Annotated in this window: 23 protein-coding genes and 1 tRNA gene; 14 read left to right on the plus strand and 10 right to left on the minus strand. The window is 61.7% G+C overall.

The annotated features are described in order from the left end of the window. Nucleotides 1-32 precede the first annotated feature (32 nt). The gene (locus DWF74_RS23215) at nt 33-974 is read right to left on the minus strand and encodes a YgfZ/GcvT domain-containing protein (RefSeq protein WP_102861596.1); all 942 of its coding nucleotides are present in this window, start codon (nt 972-974) and stop codon (nt 33-35) included. Between the two features lie 149 nt (nt 975-1,123). Here DWF74_RS23215 and DWF74_RS23220 point away from each other — a divergent pair, with 149 nt between their 5' ends. Both DWF74_RS23220 and DWF74_RS23225 read left to right on the plus strand, forming a co-directional pair. Beyond that, the gene (locus DWF74_RS23220; RefSeq protein ID WP_011059785.1) at nt 1,124-1,378 is read left to right on the plus strand and encodes a succinate dehydrogenase assembly factor 2; all 255 of its coding nucleotides are present in this window, start codon (nt 1,124-1,126) and stop codon (nt 1,376-1,378) included. Next, nucleotides 1,362-1,814 carry a protein YgfX gene (locus tag DWF74_RS23225; RefSeq protein WP_102861597.1) on the plus strand — a complete coding sequence of 151 codons (453 nt, stop codon included), beginning with the start codon at nt 1,362-1,364 and terminating at the stop codon, nt 1,812-1,814. The genes DWF74_RS23220 and DWF74_RS23225 overlap by 17 nt, the downstream gene beginning before the upstream one ends. Here the strand turns inward: DWF74_RS23225 and nadB are convergent. Next, on the minus strand, nt 1,777-3,399 hold the full coding sequence (nadB, locus tag DWF74_RS23230; protein WP_102861598.1) for an L-aspartate oxidase: 1,623 nt from the start codon (nt 3,397-3,399) through the stop codon (nt 1,777-1,779). The genes DWF74_RS23225 and nadB overlap by 38 nt on opposite strands. 558 nt (nt 3,400-3,957) lie before the next feature. Here nadB and rpoE point away from each other — a divergent pair. From rpoE to DWF74_RS23250, 4 genes are all read left to right on the plus strand, one after another. Beyond that, a complete protein-coding gene (gene rpoE / locus DWF74_RS23235) occupies nt 3,958-4,539 on the plus strand; it encodes an RNA polymerase sigma factor RpoE (RefSeq protein WP_007930230.1) in 582 nt (193 codons plus the stop codon). A gap of 31 nt (nt 4,540-4,570) precedes the next feature. After that, nucleotides 4,571-5,158, plus strand: coding sequence for a sigma-E factor negative regulatory protein (locus DWF74_RS23240; protein WP_115581793.1), 588 nt, complete (start codon nt 4,571-4,573; stop codon nt 5,156-5,158). An 8-nt stretch (nt 5,159-5,166) separates the two neighbouring features. Then, nucleotides 5,167-6,123, plus strand: a complete 957-nt coding sequence (locus DWF74_RS23245) for a MucB/RseB C-terminal domain-containing protein (RefSeq protein WP_102861600.1) — start codon at nt 5,167-5,169, stop codon at nt 6,121-6,123. A 223-nt stretch (nt 6,124-6,346) separates the two neighbouring features. Further along, nucleotides 6,347-7,777, plus strand: a complete 1,431-nt coding sequence (locus tag DWF74_RS23250; protein WP_102861601.1) for a DegQ family serine endoprotease — start codon at nt 6,347-6,349, stop codon at nt 7,775-7,777. Nucleotides 7,778-7,852: 75 nt separating this feature from the next. Here the strand turns inward: DWF74_RS23250 and DWF74_RS23255 are convergent, their stop codons facing one another. Next, nucleotides 7,853-9,286: a M48 family metalloprotease gene (locus DWF74_RS23255; protein ID WP_102861602.1), complete on the minus strand. Its 1,434-nt coding sequence runs from the start codon at nt 9,284-9,286 to the stop codon at nt 7,853-7,855. A gap of 233 nt (nt 9,287-9,519) precedes the next feature. Between DWF74_RS23255 and DWF74_RS23265 the strand changes: the two genes are divergently transcribed. Further along, a complete protein-coding gene (locus tag DWF74_RS23265; RefSeq protein WP_011059792.1) occupies nt 9,520-9,759 on the plus strand; it encodes a sulfurtransferase TusA family protein in 240 nt (79 codons plus the stop codon). A gap of 33 nt (nt 9,760-9,792) precedes the next feature. Further along, entirely contained in the window at nt 9,793-10,863 is a 1,071-nt protein-coding gene (locus DWF74_RS23270) for an AI-2E family transporter (protein ID WP_102861603.1), read from the plus strand. 37 nt (nt 10,864-10,900) lie between these two features. Here DWF74_RS23270 and DWF74_RS23275 read toward each other — a convergent pair whose 3' ends face one another. Beyond that, nucleotides 10,901-11,374, minus strand: coding sequence for a peroxiredoxin (locus DWF74_RS23275; protein WP_102861604.1), 474 nt, complete (start codon nt 11,372-11,374; stop codon nt 10,901-10,903). 10 nt (nt 11,375-11,384) lie between these two features. After that, nucleotides 11,385-11,945 carry a glycine cleavage system protein R gene (locus DWF74_RS23280; protein ID WP_102861605.1) on the minus strand — a complete coding sequence of 187 codons (561 nt, stop codon included), beginning with the start codon at nt 11,943-11,945 and terminating at the stop codon, nt 11,385-11,387. 326 nt (nt 11,946-12,271) lie between these two features. Between DWF74_RS23280 and dapA the strand changes: the two genes are divergently transcribed. The 6 genes from dapA to DWF74_RS23310 all read left to right on the plus strand — a co-directional run bounded on the left by dapA (nt 12,272) and on the right by DWF74_RS23310 (nt 16,331). Further along, complete coding sequence (gene dapA / locus DWF74_RS23285) at nt 12,272-13,150, plus strand: 4-hydroxy-tetrahydrodipicolinate synthase (RefSeq protein ID WP_102878721.1); 879 nt, start codon at nt 12,272-12,274, stop codon at nt 13,148-13,150. Nucleotides 13,151-13,167: 17 nt separating this feature from the next. Beyond that, the gene (bamC, locus tag DWF74_RS23290; RefSeq protein WP_115581795.1) at nt 13,168-14,283 is read left to right on the plus strand and encodes an outer membrane protein assembly factor BamC; all 1,116 of its coding nucleotides are present in this window, start codon (nt 13,168-13,170) and stop codon (nt 14,281-14,283) included. A 4-nt stretch (nt 14,284-14,287) separates the two neighbouring features. Beyond that, the gene (locus tag DWF74_RS23295; protein WP_102861608.1) at nt 14,288-15,046 is read left to right on the plus strand and encodes an MBL fold metallo-hydrolase; all 759 of its coding nucleotides are present in this window, start codon (nt 14,288-14,290) and stop codon (nt 15,044-15,046) included. A 28-nt stretch (nt 15,047-15,074) separates the two neighbouring features. Then, nucleotides 15,075-15,788 (plus strand): phosphoribosylaminoimidazolesuccinocarboxamide synthase, encoded by a 714-nt coding sequence (gene purC / locus DWF74_RS23300; RefSeq protein ID WP_011059799.1) that lies wholly within the window; start codon nt 15,075-15,077, stop codon nt 15,786-15,788. Between the two features lie 83 nt (nt 15,789-15,871). Then, a tRNA-Ser gene (locus DWF74_RS23305) sits at nt 15,872-15,961 on the plus strand. Between the two features lie 187 nt (nt 15,962-16,148). After that, on the plus strand, nt 16,149-16,331 hold the full coding sequence (locus tag DWF74_RS23310; RefSeq protein ID WP_115581796.1) for a hypothetical protein: 183 nt from the start codon (nt 16,149-16,151) through the stop codon (nt 16,329-16,331). 117 nt (nt 16,332-16,448) lie between these two features. Here the strand turns inward: DWF74_RS23310 and DWF74_RS23315 are convergent, their stop codons facing one another. The 5 genes from DWF74_RS23315 to DWF74_RS23335 all read right to left on the minus strand — a co-directional run bounded on the left by DWF74_RS23315 (nt 16,449) and on the right by DWF74_RS23335 (nt 23,372). Beyond that, a complete protein-coding gene (locus tag DWF74_RS23315) occupies nt 16,449-17,237 on the minus strand; it encodes an IclR family transcriptional regulator (RefSeq protein WP_102861610.1) in 789 nt (262 codons plus the stop codon). A gap of 462 nt (nt 17,238-17,699) precedes the next feature. Further along, on the minus strand, nt 17,700-18,842 hold the full coding sequence (locus tag DWF74_RS23320) for an acyl-CoA dehydrogenase family protein (RefSeq protein WP_115581797.1): 1,143 nt from the start codon (nt 18,840-18,842) through the stop codon (nt 17,700-17,702). A gap of 10 nt (nt 18,843-18,852) precedes the next feature. Next, a complete protein-coding gene (locus DWF74_RS23325) occupies nt 18,853-20,040 on the minus strand; it encodes an acyl-CoA dehydrogenase family protein (RefSeq protein ID WP_115581798.1) in 1,188 nt (395 codons plus the stop codon). A gap of 10 nt (nt 20,041-20,050) precedes the next feature. Then, nucleotides 20,051-21,235, minus strand: a complete 1,185-nt coding sequence (locus DWF74_RS23330; protein WP_115581799.1) for an acetyl-CoA C-acyltransferase — start codon at nt 21,233-21,235, stop codon at nt 20,051-20,053. A gap of 16 nt (nt 21,236-21,251) precedes the next feature. Then, entirely contained in the window at nt 21,252-23,372 is a 2,121-nt protein-coding gene (locus DWF74_RS23335; RefSeq protein ID WP_115581800.1) for a 3-hydroxyacyl-CoA dehydrogenase NAD-binding domain-containing protein, read from the minus strand. Nucleotides 23,373-23,489: the final 117 nt, after the last annotated feature.

The following is a 23,489-nucleotide window of genomic DNA, read 5'->3' on the forward strand; positions in this document are numbered from 1 at the left end:
TCTCTAGGGTGTTGCAGGAAAGGGGGAGTCGGTCAGCGCTGGATTTCGCGATCGCGGTCCAGCTGGTACGGCAGGTCCAGCAATTGCAGACCGGGCCCTTCGAGTGCGCCCAGGTGCAGGTTGCCATCTTCTGCCGCTTCGGCCTGCAACACGGCCAGCAGTTCCACCTGGTCTTGTGCCTGGGCGGCCAGGACCACTTCACCGATGGAGCTGTTGTGGGTCGGGGAGAACAGCGGGGTGCCTGGAATGGGGAGTTCGCCGCTGGGCAATGCAAGTCGGTAGAGGCGACGCTTGAGCTTGCCCAGGTATTGCATGCGGGCGACGATTTCCTGACCGGTGTAGCAGCCTTTCTTGAAGCTGACGCCGCCCACGGCCTGGAGGTTGAGCATCTGCGGAATGAACAGTTCACGGGTCTGCGCCATGACCTGGCCGAGGCCTGCGCGGATCTGGCCCAGCAGCCACTGATTGAGCTCGCCCTGGGGCAGTTGCGCAGCCAGTTGCTGACCCAGGCTCTCGGCGCGTTCTGCCGGGACCCAGAGTTCGACGCGGTGGCTTGAGGCGCGCACCGCAATCAGACCGTCGGCGCGGACTACGGCGCCGTCTTCCTGGGGCAGTTCAAGGCCCAGGCCGCTCAGGCTGGAGTCGGCATGGCTGAGGCCGAAGCGCGCCCAGTTGGCGCTTTCATCGGTGAGCTTGGCCTTGGAGAAGACTGCGTATTTCTTCAGGTCCGCCAGTTGCGGCTCAAGCAGTTCGCTGGCCATGGCCAGCAGGCAGCCGTCACCTTCCAGGAGGATACGGAAACTGGACTGCATGCGGCCTTTCTGGTTGCAACGGGCGCCCAGGCTGGACTGGCTGTCGCTGAGGTAATTGAGGTTGCAGGTCAACTGACCCTGAAGGAATTTGCTGGCATCAGGGCCGCGGACGGCGAGGACGCCTTCGTGGGACAGGGGGCAGAAAAAAGCGGAGTCAGCCATGGTTCATCGCAGGGTAAAAAGTCTGGGGCACATCATAAGGGGGCGCCCCTGAAATGGATAGTTCACAAAGGACAGGTGGTGACCGACCAAAGCCGACTGTTCTCGTGTTCCCCGGGCTGTATACTTGCGCTCTATTTGAGGAGCGCTCCATGGTTGAAGATGTTGAACTGAATCGCCTCTACTGGCACAGCCGTCGCGGCATGCTTGAGCTGGACGTATTGCTGGTGCCGTTCGTCAGGGAGGTGTACCCGCATCTCAATGAGACCGATCGCGAGTGCTACCGCAAGTTGCTGGAGTGTGAGGATCAGGACATGTTCGGCTGGTTCATGGAACGCAGCGAGTCCGAGGATCCTGAGCTGCAGCGCATGGTTCGCATGATTCTGGACCGTGTCCAGCCCAAGTAGGCTGTTCGAGTGCCGCTGGCGTGCTTCACGGCAACTGCTGGCGGCTTACCTGCTGGCCCAGGCATTCGCTCTGGTTGCCATTTTCCTACTGAATATCCCGTCTTTGGCCAAGGTGCTGGGCATCCTGCTGTGCCAGTTGCACGGCGGCTGGGTGCTGCCTCGACAGATTTTGTTGACCCATTCCCGAGCATTCAGCCGCTTGCGGCATTCATCAGAGGGCTGGCAGCTGTGGAGTCCGGCCACGGGTTGGCAGGTGGTGCAGTTGCGGCCTGACAGCCTGGCATTGCCGCTGATCGTGGTATTGCGCTTCCGTCTGCAGGGCGAGCGCTGGGTGCGCTCCCTTTGTGTGCCGAGGGACGCGCAGACCGCCGATGAGCATCGGCGTCTGCGGGTGCGGCTCAAGTTCGGCCGGCGTAGGTGGGCGGCAGCAGAATAGTGTCGCGAGCTTCAGGCAGCAGCTGCGGATAGTCGAGGGTGTAGTGCAGGCCGCGGCTTTCCTTGCGCTCCATGGCCGAGAGAATCATCAGTTCGGCCACCTGGGCCAGGTTGCGCAACTCGATCAAGTCACGGCTGACCTTGTAGTTGCTGTAGAACTCGTCGATTTCGTCCAGTAGCAGGCGAACCCGGTGTTGAGCCCGTTGCAGGCGTTTGTTGGTCCGCACGATACCGACGTAGTCCCACATGAATCGCCGCAGTTCGTCCCAGTTGTGCGCAATGATCACGTCTTCGTCAGAGTCGGTGACCTGGCTGGCATCCCAGGCCGGCAGGGCGATGGGAATCGAGATCTGAGGCAGTTGCTGGAGAATGTCGGCCGCTGCCGAGCGGGCGTAGACGAAACACTCCAGCAACGAGTTGCTGGCCATGCGGTTGGCTCCGTGGAGGCCAGTGAAACTGGTTTCGCCAATGGCATACAGGCCTGGCACATCGGTGCGCCCCTGTTGATCGACCATTACGCCGCCGCAGGTGTAGTGGGCGGCCGGCACCACTGGGATCGGCTGCCGGGTGATATCGATGGAAAATTCCAGGCAGCGCTCATACACGGTGGGGAAGTGGGTCTTGATGAAGGCTTCCGGTTTGTGGCTGATATCCAGGTAGACGCAGTCGATCCCCAGGCGCTTCATTTCATGGTCAATGGCCCGGGCGACGATGTCCCGGGGAGCCAGTTCGGCCCGAGGGTCGAAGCGCTGCATGAAGCGTTCGCCGTTGGGCAGCTTGAGGTGGGCACCTTCACCGCGCAGGGCCTCGGTGATCAGGAAACTCTTGGCCAGTGGGTGATACAGGCAGGTGGGGTGGAACTGGTTGAACTCCAGGTTGGCCACCCGGCAACCCGAGCGCCACGCCATGGCGATGCCATCGCCACAGGCACTGTCGGGGTTGCTGGTATAGAGGTAGACCTTGGCTGCACCGCCGGAGGCGAGGATCACGAAGCGGGCGCCGAAGGTGTCCACTTCACCCGTGCCGCGGTTGAGTACGTAGGCGCCCAGGCAGCGATCACCTTCCAGGCCCAGGCGTTTTTCGGTGATCAGGTCAACGGCAACCCGCTGCTCCAGCAGTTCGATATTGGGGTGCTGTCGGGCCTGGGCCAGCAGTGTCTTGAAAATGGCTGCGCCAGTGGCGTCTGCGGCATGGATGATCCGTCGGTGGCTGTGACCGCCTTCACGGGTCAGGTGGAACTCGAAGCCATTGTCATCGCTGCTGGCGTCTTCATCGCGGGTAAAGGGAACCCCCTGGTCGATCAACCACTGGATGGCCTCGCGGCTGTGTTCCACGGTAAATCGCACGGCATCTTCGTGGCACAGGCCGCCACCGGCGTTGAGGGTGTCATCGACATGGGATTCGACGGTATCGGTATCGTCCAGAACGGCAGCGACGCCGCCTTGGGCCCAGTAGGTCGAACCGTTGGCCAGATCGCCTTTGCTCAGGACGGCGATACGCAAGTGGCGGGGCAGTGTCAGGGCCAGACTCAAGCCGGCGGCGCCGCTGCCAATCACCAGAACATCGTGTTGAAACTGTTGGCTCATTTGAAGGATTCCGCTCAAAGCGACCCAATATGGGGTTGGCGCCAGACGCCTGAATCGGCGAGTCAAAGCAGCCACACAGCCCACTAGTATATAGAGGGGGGGATCGGCACAATAGTCGCGCCTTCATGGCGTTGTGCGACTTCGCTGAGCAAAAGCGTTGCTCTCGACCAGCCTCTACTCGCGGCGTTCAAGCTTCCGCGCGGGTTGATCGAAGAAGTAGGGCTGTTTTTCTCTTCACCGTTACACAATCTTCGTTCGGCGCAGCTATAAAGATTGGGAACTTTTGCCAAGGCCCCAAACTCAATAGAAGGTTGCCTGAAAGAAGGGACAGCGTCGGTTCTGGCCAGGGTTTGCAATCTGTCCCTTGGTGACAGAAATCGACGACAGGATTATTCGCGCAGCCGGCCTTGCCCGCGCTGCGTTTTTCGTGCGTGCCGGATCAGAGCCCGCAGGAAACTTGCTTGGAGGGGGAGAACTTTTGCGAAAAGCCCGAGTCTATGTTTGCAAGCCTGATCGATTAGTGATGCAAGCCTCCTCCGAGCTTATCGAGGAGTGTTCATGCTAACCCAGGAAGAGGATCAGCAGCTGGTCGAGCGCGTTCAGCGTGGCGACAAGCGAGCGTTCGATCTGCTCGTGCTGAAATACCAGCACAAAATTCTCGGGTTGATCGTGCGTTTCGTGCACGACACCCATGAAGCCCAGGATGTCGCACAAGAAGCCTTTATCAAGGCTTACCGTGCACTAGGTAATTTTCGGGGGGACAGCGCGTTCTATACGTGGCTGTACCGTATCGCCATCAACACGGCGAAAAACTATCTGGTTTCACGCGGCCGCCGGCCGCCGGATAGCGATGTCAGTTCTGAGGATGCGGAGTTCTATGATGGCGATCATGGCCTGAAGGATCTCGAATCGCCGGAACGTGCATTGCTGCGGGATGAGATCGAAGGCACCGTCCATCGAACCATTCAGCAACTACCTGAAGATTTGCGTACAGCCTTAACTTTACGTGAATTCGATGGTCTGAGTTACGAGGACATTGCCAGCGTCATGCAGTGTCCGGTGGGTACCGTGCGCTCCCGGATTTTCCGCGCTCGGGAAGCCATCGATAAAGCCCTGCAGCCGTTGTTGCAGGAAACCTGAGACAGCGGCGACAGCCAAGAGAGGAACCGCCATGAGTCGTGAAGCCCTGCAGGAATCGCTGTCCGCGGTGATGGATAACGAAGCGGACGAACTGGAATTGCGTCGGGTGTTGAATGCAGTCGACGAAGTAGAAACCCGTGAGACTTGGGCTCGTTATCAAATCGCCCGGGCAGCTATGCACAAGGAGTTGCTGCTTCCACGTCTGGACATCGCCGCTGCTGTTTCGGCAGCTCTGGCTGATGAGGCCGTACCAGCCAAAGCGTCCCGTGGACCTTGGCGCAGTCTGGGCCGTCTGGCGGTAGCTGCATCGGTGACTGTGGCGGTACTGGCCGGTGTGCGCCTGTACAACCAAGATGAGATCGCAGGCGTTGAACTGGCTCAGCAAGCCGCTCAACCTACCCTGACGACTCCACAAATTAAGGGCCCTGCTGTACTGGCCGGCTACAATGAAAGCTCGGAAGCCACTGGCCCCATGGCTAATGGCGTATTGCAAGGGCAGCCAGGCTGGCACGATCAGCGTCTGCCAAGCTACCTGCGTCAGCATGCTCAACAAGCTGCACTCAAAGGCACTGAAAGCGCACTGCCTTATGCCCGTGCGGCAAGCCTGGAAAACCGCTAAGGAGGATCATGCGCGCCATACCTCTACTCTCGCTTCTGCTTAGTGGCTGGTTTGTGGTTCCAGCCCATGCCGATGAAGCCCAGGGCTGGTTGCAGCGTCTTGGGCAAGCGGAACAGCAGCAAAGCTTTCAGGGCACTTTCGTTTACGAGCGTAACGGTAGTTTTTCTACCCATAACATCTGGCATCGCGTCCAGGGTGGAGAGGTCCGTGAGCGTTTGGTTCAGCTCGATGGATCTGCTCAAGAGGTGGTGCGTGTCGATGGTCGCACCCAGTGCGTCAGCGGTACGTTGATGGCAGGGTTGGGCGATGCTCCGGACTCTGCGACCCGTGCGCTGGATCCGCAAAAGCTCAAGAATTGGTATGACCTTGCCGTTATCGGCAAGTCACGCGTGGCTGGGCGTCAGGCAGTCATCGTTTCGGTTACGCCCAGAGATCAACATCGTTATGGCTTTGAGTTGCATCTGGATCGGGAAACCGGCCTGCCGCTCAAATCCCTGTTGTTGAACGACAAGGGACAACTATTGGAGCGCTTCCAGTTCACTCGTCTGGATACTGCAGATGTTCCTGAAGATGCCGAGTTGCAAGCTGGGGCTGACTGCAAACCCGTGAGCCTGGATAGCGACAAGGCTTCGGCCATCAAGACTGCGCAAACCTGGCATTCCGACTGGCTACCTCCGGGTTTCGAGCTGACCAGTAGCTCCGCCCGCAAGGATCCGCAAACCAAGACCCTGGTCAACAGCTTGCTGTATGACGACGGTTTGGCGCGGTTCTCGGTGTTCCTCGAACCACTCAACGGGGCGACGGTTACCGATACCCGCACCCAGCTCGGTCCGACTGTTGCCGTATCGCGTCGCTTGACCACGCCTGAAGGCGAAATGATGGTCACCGTGGTCGGGGAAATCCCCATTGGCACTGCTGAACGTATTGCGCTGTCGATGCGTTCCGATGCCACCGCCAAGCAATGATCCTTTGTTGGTTGTGTAAGAGGTCGGTAATGCCTACTCCACAATTGAGAAGATGAAATGTTTGGTGAGCAATTTCATTTGCAAAATCCCCAAAGTTTTTTTATAGGTCAGAACCCCTCGGTTCTGACCTTATTTGTCGTTCCTGGAGCAAAAGTACCGCCCCTGCATTTTCGGTGCGACTTGCTCCATATCGCTTAACCACGCTCGTCGTAACGGGAGCCGTATGTCGATACCACGCTTGAAGTCTTACTTCACCATTCTTGCCACCGTGCTGGTGCTGGGGCAGGCCGTGTCTGCCCAGGCAGCCGAGTTGCCTGATTTCACCCAACTGGTCGAGCAGGCTTCGCCTGCTGTGGTGAATATCAGTACAACGCAGAAGCTGCCTGATCGGCGTTTTTCCAACTCGGCACAGATGCCCGAACTGGAAGGCCTGCCGCCAATGTTGCGGGAGTTCTTCGAGCGTGGCATGCCCCAGCAGCGCTCTCCGCGAGGGGACCGCCAGCGTGAAGCCCAGTCCCTGGGCTCGGGTTTCATCATTTCCCCGGATGGCTACATCCTCACCAACAATCACGTGATCGCCGATGCGGACGAGATTCTCGTGCGTCTGGCCGACCGCAGTGAATTGAAAGCCAAGCTGATAGGCACCGATCCGCGTTCCGACGTGGCACTGTTGAAGATCGATGGCAAGGACCTGCCTGTGCTGAAGCTGGGTAAATCCCAGGACCTGAAAGCCGGGCAATGGGTCGTGGCCATCGGTTCGCCATTTGGTTTCGACCACACCGTGACCCAGGGCATCGTCAGTGCCATTGGTCGCAGTCTTCCAAATGAAAACTACGTTCCCTTCATTCAGACCGACGTGCCGATCAACCCGGGTAACTCCGGTGGCCCGCTGTTCAACCTGGCGGGTGAAGTGGTGGGCATCAACTCGCAGATCTACACCCGTTCCGGTGGCTTCATGGGGGTGTCCTTCGCGATCCCTATCGACGTGGCCATGGACGTTTCCAATCAGCTGAAAACCGGTGGCAAGGTCAGTCGTGGCTGGCTGGGCGTAGTGATTCAGGAGGTCAATAAAGACCTGGCAGAATCCTTTGGTCTGGAAAAACCTGCCGGTGCACTGGTCGCGCAGGTTCAGGACGGAGGCCCAGCGGCCAAGGGCGGCCTGCAAGTGGGGGACGTGATTCTCAGCCTCAATGGTCAACCTATTGTCATGTCGGCGGACCTGCCGCATCTGGTCGGGGCACTGAAGGCCGGAGCCAAGGCCAACCTGGAAGTGATTCGTGAAGGCAAGCGCAAGAATGTCGAGCTCACCGTGGGCGCCATTCCTGAAGAAGACAAGGATCTGAGCATGCTGCCCAAGTCCGGCGTCGAGCGCAGCAGTAACCGTCTCGGCGTAGCCGTTGTAGAGCTCAATGATGAGCAGAGAAAGGCTTTTGACCTCAAGGGTGGCGTAGTCATCAAGGAAGTCCAGGATGGCCCAGCGGCGTTGATCGGCCTGCAGCCGGGCGACGTGATCACCCACCTGAACAACCAGGCGATTACCACCGCCAAGGAGTTCACCGAAATCGCCAAGGCGCTGCCGAAGAACCGTTCGGTGTCCATGCGTGTACTGCGTCAGGGGCGAGCCAGTTTCATTACCTTCAAACTGGCCGAGTAATACGTCTGACGCCGTGCTCGCGCAGTAAAAAGCCCGCCTCGTAAGAGGCGGGCTTTTTTATGGCGCCTGGAAACATCAGCGCATCATGTCTTTGACCATCTGCTCCTGGTCCATCATCTCCCGCTGACGAGCGTCGATTCTCGACGACAGTGGGAAGTTGCTGCCGGCCCGCCGTTTGGCGAAGTCCAGTTGCTGAATGGCTTGGCGGTAGTCGCCGACCAGGGCGAAGTACTCGGCCCGGGCCTGGTGCAGGCCAATGATATTGCCCGACAGGCCGCGGGTTTCCGCCACCAGATACCAGACATCCGGATCGTCCGGACGGCTTTTCAGCAAGCCTTCCAGGGCCTTTTCCGCATCCGCGGGGCGGTTCTGCTTGAGCAGCAGGTCCACTCGGATCTGATTCAGCGGGTAGTTGCCCGGGTACAGGTTGAGCATCCGCTCCACACGAGCTTGCGCATCCGGCAGGCGGTTGTTGGCCATGTCCAATTCGATCTGAGCCAGGTTGTAGGTGACATCATTGGGGGATTTGGCCAGCAGCGGCTTGAGGTTTTCCCGAGCCTCGTTCCACTGGCTGCCCTTGATCTGGGCGATGGCCAGACCGTAACGGGCAATGTCGTTCTTCGGGTTTTCATCGAGCTGGGCGCGAAAGCGCTTGGCGGCCAGGCCTGGAGATTCTTCGTAATTCAACTGCACCCGCGCACGGATCAGTTGATAGCGCAGGCTGTCCTCGGTGCCTCCGAGTTTGGCCTGTTCTGCGCGGTTGCGGGTGTCGGCGATTCGCGATTCGGTGACCGGGTGCGTCAGGAGGAATTCCGGAGGCTTGGCATCGAAGCGGTATTGGCGCATCAAACGTTCGAACATGGTGGGCATCGAGCGTGGGTCGTAGCCGGCTTTCTCCAGATTGAGAATGCCGATGCGGTCGGCTTCCTGTTCGTTTTGCCGGGAAAAGCGCCGCTGTTCCTGGATGGCCGCGGCCTGGGTGCCGGCGATGGTGGCGATCCCCGCATCCCCGGCGCCGGCGGCAGCGATCACGATCCCGGCCAGCAAGGCGGCCATCATTGGCACCTGCATGCGCTGCTGGGCTTCAACCCCGCGGGCAAAGTGGCGTTGGGAAAGGTGCGCCAGTTCGTGAGCCATCACCGAGGCGTACTCTCCCTCGGTCTGGGCATTGAGAAACAGGCCACCGTTGACCCCGACAATCCCGCCGGGGGCGGCGAAGGCGTTGAGCTGCGGGCTGTTGATCAGGATGAACTCCAGGCGGCGGTCGTTGACCTGGCTGGTCTCCACCAGTTTGTAGACGCTGGTTTCGACATAGTCCTTGAGTTGCGGGTCGTTGAGTTGCGAGACCTGGCTGCGTAGCAACGCCAGCCAGGCACGGCCCAGCTGGTGTTCCTGTTGTGGAGAGACAATGGATGAACTGGCGTCACCAAGTGACGGCAGGTCGTCGGCGAAGCCCGGTGAGGCGAGCAGGCAAGCGAGCGTCAGCAGGGTAGGGCGCAATAAATTCATGCACAAAGCCTTATTCGACAAAGGCTCTACTGTAGCTGCCCGCTGGTCCGGGGACCAGATAAAGCCAGTGAAAACTCTGCGGATAAAAAAGTGCTTTCGGGTAAATTCCGACGTCTACCTCATCGAGCCTCTATCACGGCGCTACAGCGCTCTGGTTTCAGGCTTCTTTATTGCCGACGGCTTTGCCTTGCAGGGTATTCTAGGCGCCTTGAATTGATGATCGGAGTAAGCCAATGACCGATGTTGTCGCCCATGACGCCGAGCTCGATGCCAGTGGACTGAACTGCCCACTGCCACTGCTCAAGGCCAAGATGGAACTCAATCGCCTGGCCAGTGGCGCGGTGCTCAAGGTCATTGCCACCGATGCCGGGTCCCAGCGTGACTTCCGCACCTTCGCTCGCCTGGCCGGTCATACCCTGTTGCGCGAAGAGGACGAGGCCGGGGTCTATCGTTACTGGCTGAAAAAGGCCTGACGGCCGCTCACCGCTTTCATCTAAGGATCATTGATGTTCAAAGTGCTACGTGACTGGATACAGCGCTACTTCTCGGATGAAGAAGCGGTGGTGCTCGCTGTGCTGCTGTTCCTGGCCTTTACCGCTGTGCTGACCTTGGGTGGGATGCTGGCGCCAGTACTGGCGGGCATGGTCCTGGCCTACCTGATGCAGGGGCTGGTGGTGAGCCTGGAGCGCCTGCGCCTGCCCGGTGGGGCGGCGGTGGGGTTGGTGTTCGCTCTGTTCATGGGCCTGCTGCTGGTGTTCATCCTGGTGGTGGTGCCTTTGCTCTGGCACCAGTTCGTCACCCTGTTCAACGAGTTGCCGGGGATGCTCGCCAAGTGGCAGTCACTGTTGCTGCTGTTGCCCGAGCGCTATCCGCACCTGGTGTCGGACGAGCAGGTGCTGCAGGCCATCGAAGTGGCTCGGGGCGAGATCGGCAAGTTCGGTCAATGGGCGCTGACGTTCTCCCTGTCCAGCCTACCCTTGCTGGTGAACATCATGATCTACCTGGTGCTGGTGCCGATCCTGGTGTTCTTCTTCCTCAAGGACCGGGCGATGATCAGCCGTTGGGTTATCGGCTACCTGCCTCAGGAGCGGACCTTGATCACTCGGGTTGCCCACGAAATGAACCGGCAGATCGCCAACTACATCCGCGGCAAGGTCATCGAGATCGTTATTTGCGGTGGTGTGACTTATATCGCCTTCGTCGCCCTGGGCCTGAACTACGCGGCCCTGCTGGCCCTGCTGGTGGGGATTTCGGTGGTGGTGCCCTATGTCGGCGCGGTTGTGGTCACCGTGCCGGTGGCGCTGATCGCCCTGTTCCAGTGGGGCTGGAGCGACCAGTTCATCTACCTGATGGCGGTCTACGGGATCATCCAGGCCCTGGATGGCAACGTGCTGGTGCCGCTGCTGTTCTCCGGTGCGGTGAACCTGCACCCGGTAGCAATCATCTGTGCGGTGCTGCTGTTTGGCGGGTTGTGGGGCTTCTGGGGGATTTTCTTTGCGATTCCCCTGGCCACGCTGTTCAAGGCTGTGCTGGATGCCTGGCCGAGGAAGGACCCGGTGGTGGCGCCTTTACTCTAGATAACGCGGGGCGGCTGATTCCGCCGCCCCGTTGGTTTCAGGCCTTGTTCAGAGCCTGGGCTGCTGCCAGTACGGCGTCGACATGGCCCGGAACCTTGACCCCGCGCCATTCCTGGCGCAGGACGCCGTCCTTGTCGATCAGGAAAGTGCTGCGGTCCACGCCCAGGTATTCCTTGCCATAGAGCTTCTTCAACTTGATCACGTCGAACAGCTGGCAGACGGCTTCGTCCTTGTCGCTGATCAGCTCGAAGGGGAACTCCTGCTTGCACTTGAAGTTCTCGTGGGACTTCAGGCTGTCGCGGGAGATGCCGAAGACCTCGGTGTTGGCGGCCTGGAAGGCGGCGTATTGATCACGAAAGCCCTGGCCCTCGGTGGTGCAGCCAGGGGTGCTGTCCTTGGGGTAGAAGTAGATCACCACTTGCTTGCCCTTGAGGCCGGACAGGCTGACGGTCTGGCCGCTGGTGGCAGGGGCCTGGAAATCAGCGACGGGTTGGTCGATAGCAACAGCCATGGGAGCTTCCTTACATGGGGTTCTGTGGGCGCCAGGGTTCGATCAGCGCATCGAGGTTCATGGCATCGGCAAAATCCAGGAACTGGTCGCGCAACCAGCTGATCTGGGTGCCGGCGGGCAGGGTCACGGTGAAGGTGGCGTTGAGCATGGTGCCCCCGGTCTGCGGAGCCTGGTAGGTATCGCAGGTGAGGTTTTCCAGTTCGACATGATGGTCGATGAAGAACTGGCACAGCTCATTGACGATGTCAGAGCGGTAGGCCGCGCTGACGTAGGCGACATAAGGCAAGGCCTGGGGACGGCTTTCCAGAGCGGCGCTGCGCACCACGTTGACCGTGAAAGCGTGCTTCTTGGCCAGGGATGGCAGGCTGCTTTCCAGGCGCGCCAGGGCGTCCCAACTGCCGGAAATCTCCAGCACCAGGGCGCTGCACTCGCCGTGTCGGGTCAGACGCGAAGTCACCACGGCACAACGGTTTTCATGGCTGGCGCGGCACAGGACGTTGGTCAGCTCCATGGGGTTGGCGCCGAGGGCACTGATGACAAGGAATTGTTCGCGAACTGTGGGGGTGGACATGCAGCATTCCTAAAGCGATGAGCGGTCGGTACTTTTTGACAAGCCAGTAGCAGGCAAGCGTTGCAAGCTGAACTTCAGGGCCTTGAACCACAAGCCGGCGACGGGCCCCGAAACGCTCGGAACACAGTCTGGCAACGCGGGAATGGGGCTTTGCAGATCCAACAGGCAGGCGATAACCCGGTTTACATGCTTATCAGTAGCGATCAAAGCCTGAAGGGTAGCGAAAACCATCGCTCAGGGGAATGCTCACGGCAAGGGACTTCGCTTGTGCAAGGAACTTGGCGCCAGTACCATTACCGCTCTCTTTTTCCGGCAGGAGCGGTTGCATGATTGCGGGCAGTATGGTGGCACTGGTCACACCCATGGATGCACAGGGAAATCTCGACTGGGACAGCCTGAGCAAACTGGTGGACTTCCACCTGCAAGAGGGCACCAACGCCATCGTGGCGGTCGGCACCACAGGTGAATCGGCCACACTGGATGTCAACGAGCACATCGAAGTGATTCGTCGGGTGGTGGCCCAGGTTGCAGGGCGTATCCCGGTGATTGCCGGTACCGGCGCCAACTCGACGCGTGAAGCGATCGAACTGACCACCAACGCGAAGATCGCCGGCGCCGATGCCTGCCTGCTGGTGACTCCGTACTACAACAAGCCGACCCAGGAAGGCCTGTACCAGCATTTCCGCGCCATTGCCGAGGCCGTGGACATCCCGCAGATCCTCTACAACGTTCCAGGCCGTACCGCATGCGACATGCAGGCCGAGACCGTGATCCGTCTGTCCTCCGTGAAAAACATCATCGGCATCAAGGAAGCCACCGGCGACCTGCAGCGTGCCAAGGCCATCCTGGCCGGCGTGCCCGACGATTTCCTGGTGTACTCCGGCGATGACGCCACTGCCGTTGAACTGATCCTGCTGGGCGGCAAGGGCAATATCTCGGTGACCGCCAACGTCGCGCCTCGGGCCATGAGCCAGATGTGCGCCGCGGCCATGGCCGGCGACGCCGCCAAGGCCCGCGAGATCCACGAAACCCTGATGCCGCTGAACAAGACACTGTTCATCGAATCCAACCCTATTCCCGTGAAATGGGCCCTGCACGAAATGGGCTTGATGCCGGACGGTATCCGTCTGCCGCTCACCTGGCTCAGTGCCGCCTGTCACGAACCGCTGCGGCAGGCCATGCGCCAGTCCGGCGTCTTGGTTTAATTGAGGAAGTACAACGCATGAAGCGAATGGCCGGACTTTCCGCACTTGCCTTGATTATCTCCAGCACCAGTGGCTGCGGTTGGATCTGGGGCCCGGAAGGCTACTTCCGTGACCGGGGTAGTGATTACCTGCAAGCGCAACAAACAGCACCAATGCAACTGCCGCCGGATGTCCAGACCGCCAAGCGTCTGGATCCGCTGCTGCCAATCCCGCGCAACGTGGCCGACGACAACGTCAAGGGCGAGTACCAGGTGCCTCGTCCGCAGCCGCTGTCGGCCATTGCCGATGCCAGCGACTACACCCTGCAGAAAAGCGGCGACTCCCGTTGGGTCATGGCTCAGCATCCGCCGGCCGAAGTCTGGCCAGTGGCAGTGCAGTTCTTCCAGGACAACGGTTTTCGCCTGGATCAGCAACGCCCGCAAACTGGCGAGTTCAGCACCCGCTGGCAGCGTTCCGACGAGCTTTCCGCTGCCGTGGCCAAGCGCCTGAGCAGCGCCGGCGTCGCCGCCGACAGCGAAACTCGCGTGCGGGTGCGCATCGAACCGGGTGTGCAGCGCAATACCAGTGAAGTCTACGTGGTCAGTGCCGAGCGTCCCGCCGGCAGCACCGCCGAGGTGGAGTTCACCAACCGTTCGGTCAACACCGGCCTGGACGCCGCGCTGGTGGATGACATGCTGGCCAGCATGAGCCGTACCTCCGAGAAGGGCGGTTCGGTGTCCCTGCTGGCTGCTCGCGATTTCGATACCCCGAGCCGGGTCAGCCTCAGCGAAGACGGCAGCGGCAACCCGGTGCTGAACCTGGGCGCCGACCTCGATCGCGCCTGGTCCAGCGTGGGCCGTGCCCTGGAACAGGGCGAATGGCGGGTTGAGGACATCAACCGCAGCCTGGGCCTGTACTACATCAACCTGGCGGAAAAAGCCGAGAAGAAGAACGATGAGCCGGGCTTCTTCGGCAAGTTGTTCGGCAGCAAGCCGGCCAAGGAAGAGATCGAAGCCCGCGCCGAGCGCTACCAGGTGCGCCTGAGCAAGGTGGGTGACAACGTCCAGGTGACTGTCGAGAAGAACATCAACACCGTGGCGCCGGCCGATGTGGCGCGCAAGGTGTTGGGCGCGATTCAGGACAACCTGGGCTGATCAGATGCGTTTCGCCGTTCTCGGCAGTGGTAGCCAAGGGAATGGCACGCTGATCGCCAGTGCTGACACTTACATCCTGGTGGATTGTGGTTTCTCCTTGCGGGAAACCGAGCGGCGCCTGCTGCGCCTGGGAGTTCATCCTTCGCAGTTGAGCGCCATCCTGGTGACCCACGAACATGCCGACCACGTGCATGGCGTGGGTTTGCTGTCTCGGCGCTACAATTTACCGGTCTACCTCAGCCAGGGCACTTTGCGCGGGATGCGCAAACCGGTGGAGGCTGCAGGTTTTGTCCGCGGTGGCGAGCAACTGCAGATTGGTACCTTGTGCATTGACGTGATTGCCGTCGCCCACGACGCCCAGGAACCTACACAGTTTGTCTTCAGCGACGGTCAGCGGCGTTTTGGCCTGCTGACCGACCTGGGTTCCTACTGTACCGGCGTACTGGAAGGCTACCGTGGCCTGGATGCCTTGATGATCGAGGCCAACCATTGCCGGGACCTGTTGGCGCGCGGTTATTACCCGTACTTTCTCAAGCAGCGGGTCGGCGGTGACCAAGGGCATTTGAACAACCATCAGGCCGCAAGCCTGGTGGCCGAATTGGGATGGCAGGACCTGCAGCATCTGGTCCTTGCTCATCTGAGCAGCAAGAACAACCTGCCGCAGCTGGCCCGGCAATGTTTTGTCGACACCCTCGGGTGCGATCCGGACTGGCTGCAATTGGCCGATCAAGATTCAGGGCTCGACTGGCGCCACATCGCCTAGCCCACCTACTTAGCAAGCGGAGCCCATCATGGAAAAACGTGAAGAACTCTACCGCGGCAAAGCCAAATCGGTCTACAAGACCGACGACGCTGACCGCTTGATCCTGCTGTTTCGCAACGACACCTCGGCGTTCGACGGCAAGCGCATCGAGCAGTTGGACCGCAAGGGTATGGTGAACAACAAGTTCAACGCCTTCATCATGCAGAAACTCGAAGCTGCCGGCGTGCCGACCCAGTTCGACAAGTTGCTGGGCGACAACGAGTGCCTGGTGAAGAAGCTCGACATGATCCCGGTGGAGTGCGTGGTGCGTAACTACGCGGCCGGCAGCCTGGTCAAGCGCCTGGGTGTGGAAGAGGGCATGAAGCTCAATCCTTACACGTTCGAGCTGTTCCTGAAGGACGACGCCAAGGGCGACCCGTTCATCAACGAATCTCACGTTGTGGCGTTCGGTTGGGGTACCGCCGAGCAACTGGCGCGCATGAAAGAGCTGTCGCTCAAGGTCAACGAAGTCCTGAGCAAGCTGTTTGATGACGCTGGCCTGCTGCTGGTGGACTTCAAGCTGGAGTTCGGCGTGTTCAGCGACGGCTCCATCGTCCTGGGCGACGAGTTCAGCCCGGACGGCTGCCGTCTGTGGGACAAGGACACCAAGAAGAAGATGGACAAGGACCGCTTCCGCCAGGGCCTCGGTGATGTCATCGAAGCCTACGAAGAAGTCGCCCAGCGCCTGGGCGTGCCGCTGTAATCGACGCAAGCATCTGATAGCACGGAAAAAATTTGCTCGGGGGCTTCGCATCCGGCAAAGGTGCTGTTATGATGCGCGCCGTTGGAGAGATGCCAGAGTGGCCGAATGGGACGGATTCGAAATCCGTTGTACCTTCACCGGTACCTAGGGTTCGAATCCCTATCTCTCCGCCATTATTGAACAAGACTAAGCCCCCGTAATCATTGAAGATTACGGGGGCTTTTTCGTTTCTGTGGCAGTTGTCAGGGCATTTTTAGGGCAAAAGATGCTGCATGCAGGGGCGCTCTAGTCCGCATGGTCCAGCTGGCGCGCCAGCCACTCGGCAGGAACCTAACTCCACAGCATCAGGCTCGCGAACGTATGGAGGCATTGGTTGGCACCGCGGCGCCAGTCGCCTTCGATAACCCAACATTCGCCAGCGGCGAACTCACCGGCAACCGGGATGCTCGGCTGGCGGGCCTGGGCTTGGGTGACATTCGTCAATCTGCAGCCTTCTGCAATAGCCAGGTGATTGCTGGTCACGATAAGTGGGGTGACGAGTAACGGATGGAACGGCCCCGCTGATAACGGGGCCGGTCTCGGGTGCTTCATGGTCATTCATGGAGTACCCGATGTACCCCGGCTCGTTGCAGAAGCTGAAAATCTGCCCTGGCGTGTGCTTCAGACGCCGAGGCTTTCCAGGTCCCGGGCCAGCATCACCAACTGGTGGGCCAGGGAGCTTTCGAGTTTTTCGCTGGACAGCTGAAAGCTCGGGGCGCCGCAGGTCAGGGCCATGATGCTGCCGTCGGCCAGGCGCAGCGGCACGCCGGCGCCATTGACGTTGCGGTCCCATTCTCCCAGTGACAGGCAGAAGCCAAAGGCTTCGTATTCACGGAAGGAGTCCTCCAGGGACTTTTCCAGGGCCGGCCATTCATCTCCGACTTTTTTCGCCACTTCCCGCAGCAGATGGTCACGCTCGATTTTCGGCGTGGCCGCCAGGTAGGCCCGCCCCGCTGCGCTGGTGGCCAGGGGCAGGCGCAGTCCGGGTTCCATGCGCAGACTGGCGACCTCCGGCGGGCGGCTGCTGTCCACGTGAATCATCGACAGGCGATCGCGGCAGGTCAGGCTGACTGTGGTGTTGGTGCGCCGGGAGAACTCGTCCATGAAGGGTTTGCCCAACTGGCGAACTCGCAGGCTGGCGGAGTAGGCGTAACCCAGGGCCAGTACCGCCGAATCCAGCTGGTACTTCTCCAGGTCCTGGTTGTACTTGAGGTAGCCCAACTGCGTCAGAGTGTAGGTCAGGCGCGACACCGTGGGTTTGGGCAGGCCGGTGATGCGGGCGATGTCCTGGTTGCCGCGTACCGCGTGACCGTGGGTAAAGGCCCGCAGGACTTCCAGGCCACGGGCCAGGGCTTCGACGAACTTGCGGTCTTTGGGCGCTGGTTCCGGGGCGTCGTTCGGGTCGTGCATGGGGTCTTCCGGTAGGGGCTGGTGCCGGGCGCAATGCCAGTTGACCACACAGCGGGTTCTTGGAAACAAGAGAAAAATGTTATCCCGGAACCGCTTGAATTGAAATCGACGATTGCCTCTCGGAACGCTGTTGCACCAGGCAGGCACCTATCTCGTCAGGCGATCACGGTCCGGTCGATCTGCCGTCTGCGCCGTACCGCCTCAGTGGCTGTCGTGACGCAGGTGGCCACGCCTGAATACGCCCTTGGCGCTGACCAGTCGTCAATCCTCGGCATCCAGCAGGTCGTCACTGGCGATAAAGAGCTTCGTGCCACCACCCCGGGTGCAGCTCACGGTGCGGACCTCGGTCCCCGGTGGCGTGCTCGCCATGTCGTTGGTGTTCAACGATAGAGTCAGGGCTCGTCGCCATCGCTCGGGGGGCGGCGTGTTGGGCCTGGGCCTGTGGTTGTCTGCCCGAGAGACTCATGGGGTCGGTGCTTGGCCGAGGGCGATGTAGCGCTGCAGGTGATGATCCTCGTCCCCCAACTGGTGGTCGATCATCACCAGCCGCTTGGCGTAATGGGCCAGTGGCAGTTCCCAGGTCATGCCGATACCGCCATGCAACTGGATGCATTCCTCCGCCACCAGGGCGCCGATGCGACCGATGCTGACCTTGGCCGCCGACAGGCTGCGTTCGCGGGTCAGGCGGTCGGCGTCGAGGGCGGCAGCGGCGTTGATCACCGCAGAACGCGCCTGCTCGATCTCCAGCAACAACACTGCCATGCGATGTTGCAGCGCCTGGAAGCTACCGATAGGACGGCCAAATTGTTGCCGGGTGCGCAGGTAGTCCAGGGTCGCCAGCTTGGCCACTTCCATGGCGCCAAGGGCTTCCGCGCAGAGCGCCAACAGGCCGCGGCCGATGGCCCGTTCGAGGATCGCGTGGCCCTGATGCAAGGGGCCCAGCAAGGCCTGTGCCGGCACTTTTGCCTGGTGCAGGCGCACTTGCGCGACGGGGCCGTTATCGAGGGTCGGGCAGGCCTGGATCTCCAGGCCCGGGGTGTCCGCCGGTACCAGGAACAGCGAGATGCCCTGGCTATCGTCCTGGGCTCCGGCCGTGCGTGCCGCGACCACCAGCAACCCGGCCTGGCGGCCGTTGAGGACCATGCTCTTGATACCGTCCAGACGCCAGCCGGCAGGGTCCGCCTCGGCGCGGCAGGCGACCCGGTGGGTTGCATAGTGGTTGCCGGGTTCTTCATGGGCCAGGGCGGCGATCAGGCTGCCGTCGATGATTGGCCCCAGGTGCATTTTCTGTTCTTCGTTGCCGGCGCTGGCGATGGCCTCGCCGGCCAGTACCGCACTGCCCAGCAGAGGTTCCACCAGCAGTCCGCGGCCTATTGCCTCGAAGACCAGGGCCAGGTCGAAGCCGCCGCCACCGAAGCCGCCGTCGGCCTCACTGAACAGGGCACCGATGACTCCCAGGTCCGCCAGCTGGCGCCAGATATCGGGGTTGAAACCCAGCTCGGACTGCAGGCTCTGCTGGCGCTTTTCCAGGTTGTATTGCTGGGTGATGAAACGATTCAAGCTGTCTGCGAGCATGCGCCGTTCTGCGCTGTGTTCGAAGTTCATGTGCACGCCCTCAGAGCCCGAGAATCATTTTCGAGATGATGTTTTTCTGGATTTCATTGGAGCCGCCAAAAATCGACAGCTTGCGATTGTTGAAGTACTGCGCCGTGGCGTTGGCCGCGAACCCGGGGCCCGCGTCCAGCGCTTCGGGGTTGGCGTCATCCAGCATGAGCCGGGCTTCGGGGCCCATGGCCCGGCGCAGCAGTGCGGTCAGTTCCTGACGGATTTGCGTGCCGCAGATCTTCAGCATCGAACTTTCCGCACCGGGAGCCCCACCCCCGGCCACGGCGGCGATCACCCGCAGGTTGGTGGTCTGCATATTGGCCAGGTCGATCTCGACCCGGGCCAGGCGGGCGGCGAACTGCGGGTCATGCAGCAGTGGCTGGCCGTTGCGGGTGCGCTGCGCGGCCAACTGCTTGACCCGTTGCAGCGCCGCCATGGACAAGCCGACCCCAGCGATATTGGTGCGCTCGTAGGTCAAGAGGTATTTGGCGCAGGTCCAGCCCTTGTGTTCCTCGCCTACCCGATTGGCCACCGGCACCCGCACGTCGGTGAAGAAGACTTCGTTGATTTCGTGATCGCCCTCCAGGGTGATGATCGGGCGTACCTCGACCCCGGGGCTGGCCATGTCGATCAGCAGGAAGCTGATGCCTTCCTGGGGCTTGGCTTCACGGTCGGTGCGTACCAGGCAGAAAATCATGTTGGCGTGCTGACCCAGGGTGGTCCAGGTCTTCTGGCCGTTGACCACATAGTGATCGCCGTCGCGCACGGCGCTGGTTTTCACTGCGGCCAGGTCCGAGCCGGCACCGGGTTCCGAATAGCCCTGGCACCACCAGTGGCGGCCGTCGAGAATCCGTGGTAGCCAATAGTCCTGCTGCTGTGGGGTGCCGTACTTGATCAGCACTGGCCCCAGCATATTGACGCCAAAGGGCACGATGCGCGGCGCATTGGCCAGCCCGCACTCCAGTTCGAAGATGAACTTTTCCACGGGGCTCCAGCCCGGTCCGCCAAAGGCTTGGGGCCAGTGGTTGGCCAGCCAGCCCCGGGCATTGAGCAGCGCATGCCATTGCTCCATGTCGGCCTTGGACAGGCGCTCGCCTGCGGCCACCTTGTCACTCAGGCCAGTGGGCAGGTGTTCGGCGAGAAAGCGTCGCACCTGGTCGCGGAAGGCTTCTTCCTCTGGAGTGAAACTCAGGTCCATGGCGAGGTCCTCAATAGATTTCGAACAGCGCAGCGGCGCCCATGCCGCCGGCGATGCACATGCTGACCACGGCGTACTTCACGCCCCGCCGGCGACCCTCAAGCAGCACATGGCCGGCCAGGCGCGCGCCGGTCATGCCGAACGGGTGACCCAGGGCGATGGCTCCGCCGTTGACGTTCAGGCATTCGTCGGCAATGCCCAGCCGCTGCTGACAGTAGAGCGCCTGGGAGGCGAAGGCTTCGTTGAGTTCCCAGAGGCCGATGTCCTCGACCTTGAGGCCATGCCGGGCCAACAGCTTGGGCACCGCGAACACCGGGCCGATGCCCATTTCGTCGGGCTCGCAGCCAGCCACTGCCATGCCACGAAACACCCCCAACGGGGTCAGGTTGGCGCGGGACGCTTCCCGGGCCTCCATCAATACGCAGGCCGAGGCGCCGTCGGACAGTTGCGAGGCGTTGCCGGCGCTGATGAAACGCTCAGGGCCTTGCACCGGCTGCAGTTTGGCCAGGGCCTCGTAAGTGGTGCCGCGACGGTTGCAGGTGTCGGCCTCCACCGTGACCTGCAGCTGGCTGACCACACCGCTCTGTTTATCGGTCAGCGCCATGGTGGTGGTGCAGGGGATGATTTCCTCGCGGTAGCGGCCGGCCAGTTGTGCCGCTTCGGTCTTGCGCTGGCTCTCCACCGAGAAGCGGTCCTGGGCCTCGCGACTGATGCCATAGCGCGCGGCGACGATGTCGGCGGTTTCGATCATCGGCAGGAACAGTTCCGGCTTGTGCTGCAGGAGCCAGGGGTCGAGGTCCGGGTCGTCGCTGGCGCCACGGCCACGGATCTGGGAAATGCTCTCCACACCGCCGGCGATGATCGCTGGGACACCGTCCACCACGATGCGTCCGGCTGCCATGGCAATGGCCTGAAGCCCGGAGGCGCAAAAGCGGTTGACCGTGGTGCCGGCGATGCTGATGGGCAAGCCGGCACGGACCACTGCCAGGCGCGCGACGTTGCGCCCGGTGGTGCCTTCGCCGTAGCCGCAGCCGAGGATGGCATCTTCGATCAGCCCTGGATCGATGGCGGCCCGCTCGACCGCGGCGCGTACTGCGAAGGCGGCGAGGGTGGGGCCGGGGGTGATGTTGAATTCACCTCGATGGGCCTTGGTCAGGGGCGTGCGGGCAGTGGAGACAATGACGGCTTCGCGCATGGGACGTGCTCCTTGGTCAGTGGCTGTGATTGAGGCTGTCAAAGTTCTCGCCGCGCTCTACCAGCTGCACCAGCAAGGGTGAGGCTGTCCAGAACAGCGGATCTTCTTCGGCAAACTCGCGGATATCCGCCAGGACCTGGGGCAGGCCGTACTGGTCGGCGTACTTGAGCGGGCCCCCGCGATAGCGCGGAAAGCCGTAGCCGTGGATAAGGGTGATGTCCACGTCCAGGGGGCGCAGGGCGATGCCTTCATGCACCACGTTGGCGCCCTCGTTGATCATGGCCGCCATGTAGCGCCGCAGGATTTCCGCGTTGCTGAAGGCCCGGGGCGTGATGCCGACCCGGGCCCGCTCGGCGTCGATGATCGCCAGGACTTCCGGGTCCTGGCTGGCGCTGCGCGGGCCCTGGGCATAGAGGTAGTAGCCGCGACCGGTTTTCTGCCCGAACCAGCCGCGCTCGCAGAGGCGGTCGGCGATCTGTACATAGCGGGCCCGGGGATCACGGCTGGCGGCCTTGCGCTGGCGGGTCGCCCAGCCGATGTCACCACCGGCCAGGTCCGCCACCTGGAAGGGGCCCATGGGGAAGCCGAAATCGCGCAGGACCTGGTCGATCTGATAGGGCGAGGCGCCGTCTTCCATCATGTAGTCAGCGGCCTGGCGATAGACCGCGAGGATGCGATTGCCGATAAATCCATCACAGACGCCGGCGCGTACCGGCACCTTGCGCAACTGTTTCGCCAGCTCGAAGGCCGTGGCGACGACCTCCGTCGCGACCTTGGCTGGCACCACGATCTCCAGCAACTTCATGATGTTGGCCGGGGAGAAGAAGTGCAGGCCGATCACGTCGGCAGGTCGCGAGACGCTCTGGGCGATGGCGTTGATGTCCAGGTAGGAGGTGTTGCTGGCGAGTACGGCGCCGGCCTTGCACACGCGATCCAGTTCGGCGAATACCGCAAGCTTGGCCGCCATGTCCTCGAACACGGCTTCGATCACCAGATCGGCCTGGGCCAGATCCCGGTAGTCGGTGCTGGCGCGGAAACGGGCCAGGGTCGCGGCTTTGTCGGCCTGGGTCAGGCGACCTTTGTCGATCAGGGTGTCGTAGACCTTCTCGACATTGCTGCGGCCGCGATTCAGGGCGTCCTGGTCGCGTTCGATCATGGTCACTTCCAGCCCCGCGTCGAGGACCGTCACGGCGATGCCGGCGCCCATGGTGCCACCGCCCACCACCCCCACTCGGGCAATGGCCCGGGGGGCTGCCGCGCGGGTCTCGGGGGCCTTGAGCACTTCCCGTTCCGCAAAAAAAGCATGCACCAGCCCGGCACGCTGCGGGCTGTCGAGGCACTCCAGAAACAGTCGGCGTTCTTCGCGCAGGCCGTCTTCGAAGGATTGATCGAGGGCCGCCTCCACGGCCTGGATGATGTGCAGCGGCGACAGCAGGCCTCGGGATTTCTGCGTGGCCTGCTGGCGGGCGGCATCTATCGCTTGGCGCTGGGCGGCTGGCTCGCTCAGGGCCTGAGCATCCCGGGTGCGTCGGACAGTGGCGCCCTGTGCCAGCAACTGGCGCATGTAGGCCAGGCCTTCGGCCAGGGCGTCATCGCTGTCCCCCAGACGGTCCACCAAACCCAGATCCAGGGCCTCCTTGGCGCTCAGATGGCGCCCGCTGAGCATCAGTTCCAGAGCCGCTTTGACACCGATCAGGCGTGGCAGCCGCTGGGTGCCGCCGGCCCCGGGAAGCAAGCCCAGCAACACCTCTGGCAGGCCGAGCCGGGCGCTGCCGGTGGCCAGGCGGTAATGGGCGGCGAGGGCGACTTCCAGGCCTCCTCCCAGGGCCACTCCCTGGATTGCCGCCAGCACCGGTTTGCTGCTGTCCTCGATCCGCTTGACCACCTCCGGCAGCGCCGGCGCCTGGGGCGTCTTGCCGAATTCGCGAATGTCGGCGCCGCCACAGAAGTGTCGTCCTGCACCGACCAGCAGTATGGCTTCGACCGCCGGGTTGTCGTTGGCGCTGTCGATGGCCGCCAGCAGTCCGCGGCGGATCTCCACCCCCAGGGCGTTGACCGGCGGGTTGTTGAGGGTCAGCACCAGGATGTTTCCGTGTAATGCGCTTTCGACGATGGGCAGGGCTGTTTCGCAACTCATTGCAGCAGTCTCCGGGGTGAAGGGCAGCGAGAGGTCGGTGGGCGCGGTATGGCGTTGAGGGTGACCAGCAGAACATCCCAGTCACGGATAGCTTTATTCCGCTATTTGAATCACTTG

This window comes from Pseudomonas protegens (genome assembly GCF_003363755.1).
Taxonomy (GTDB): domain Bacteria; phylum Pseudomonadota; class Gammaproteobacteria; order Pseudomonadales; family Pseudomonadaceae; genus Aquipseudomonas; species Aquipseudomonas danubii.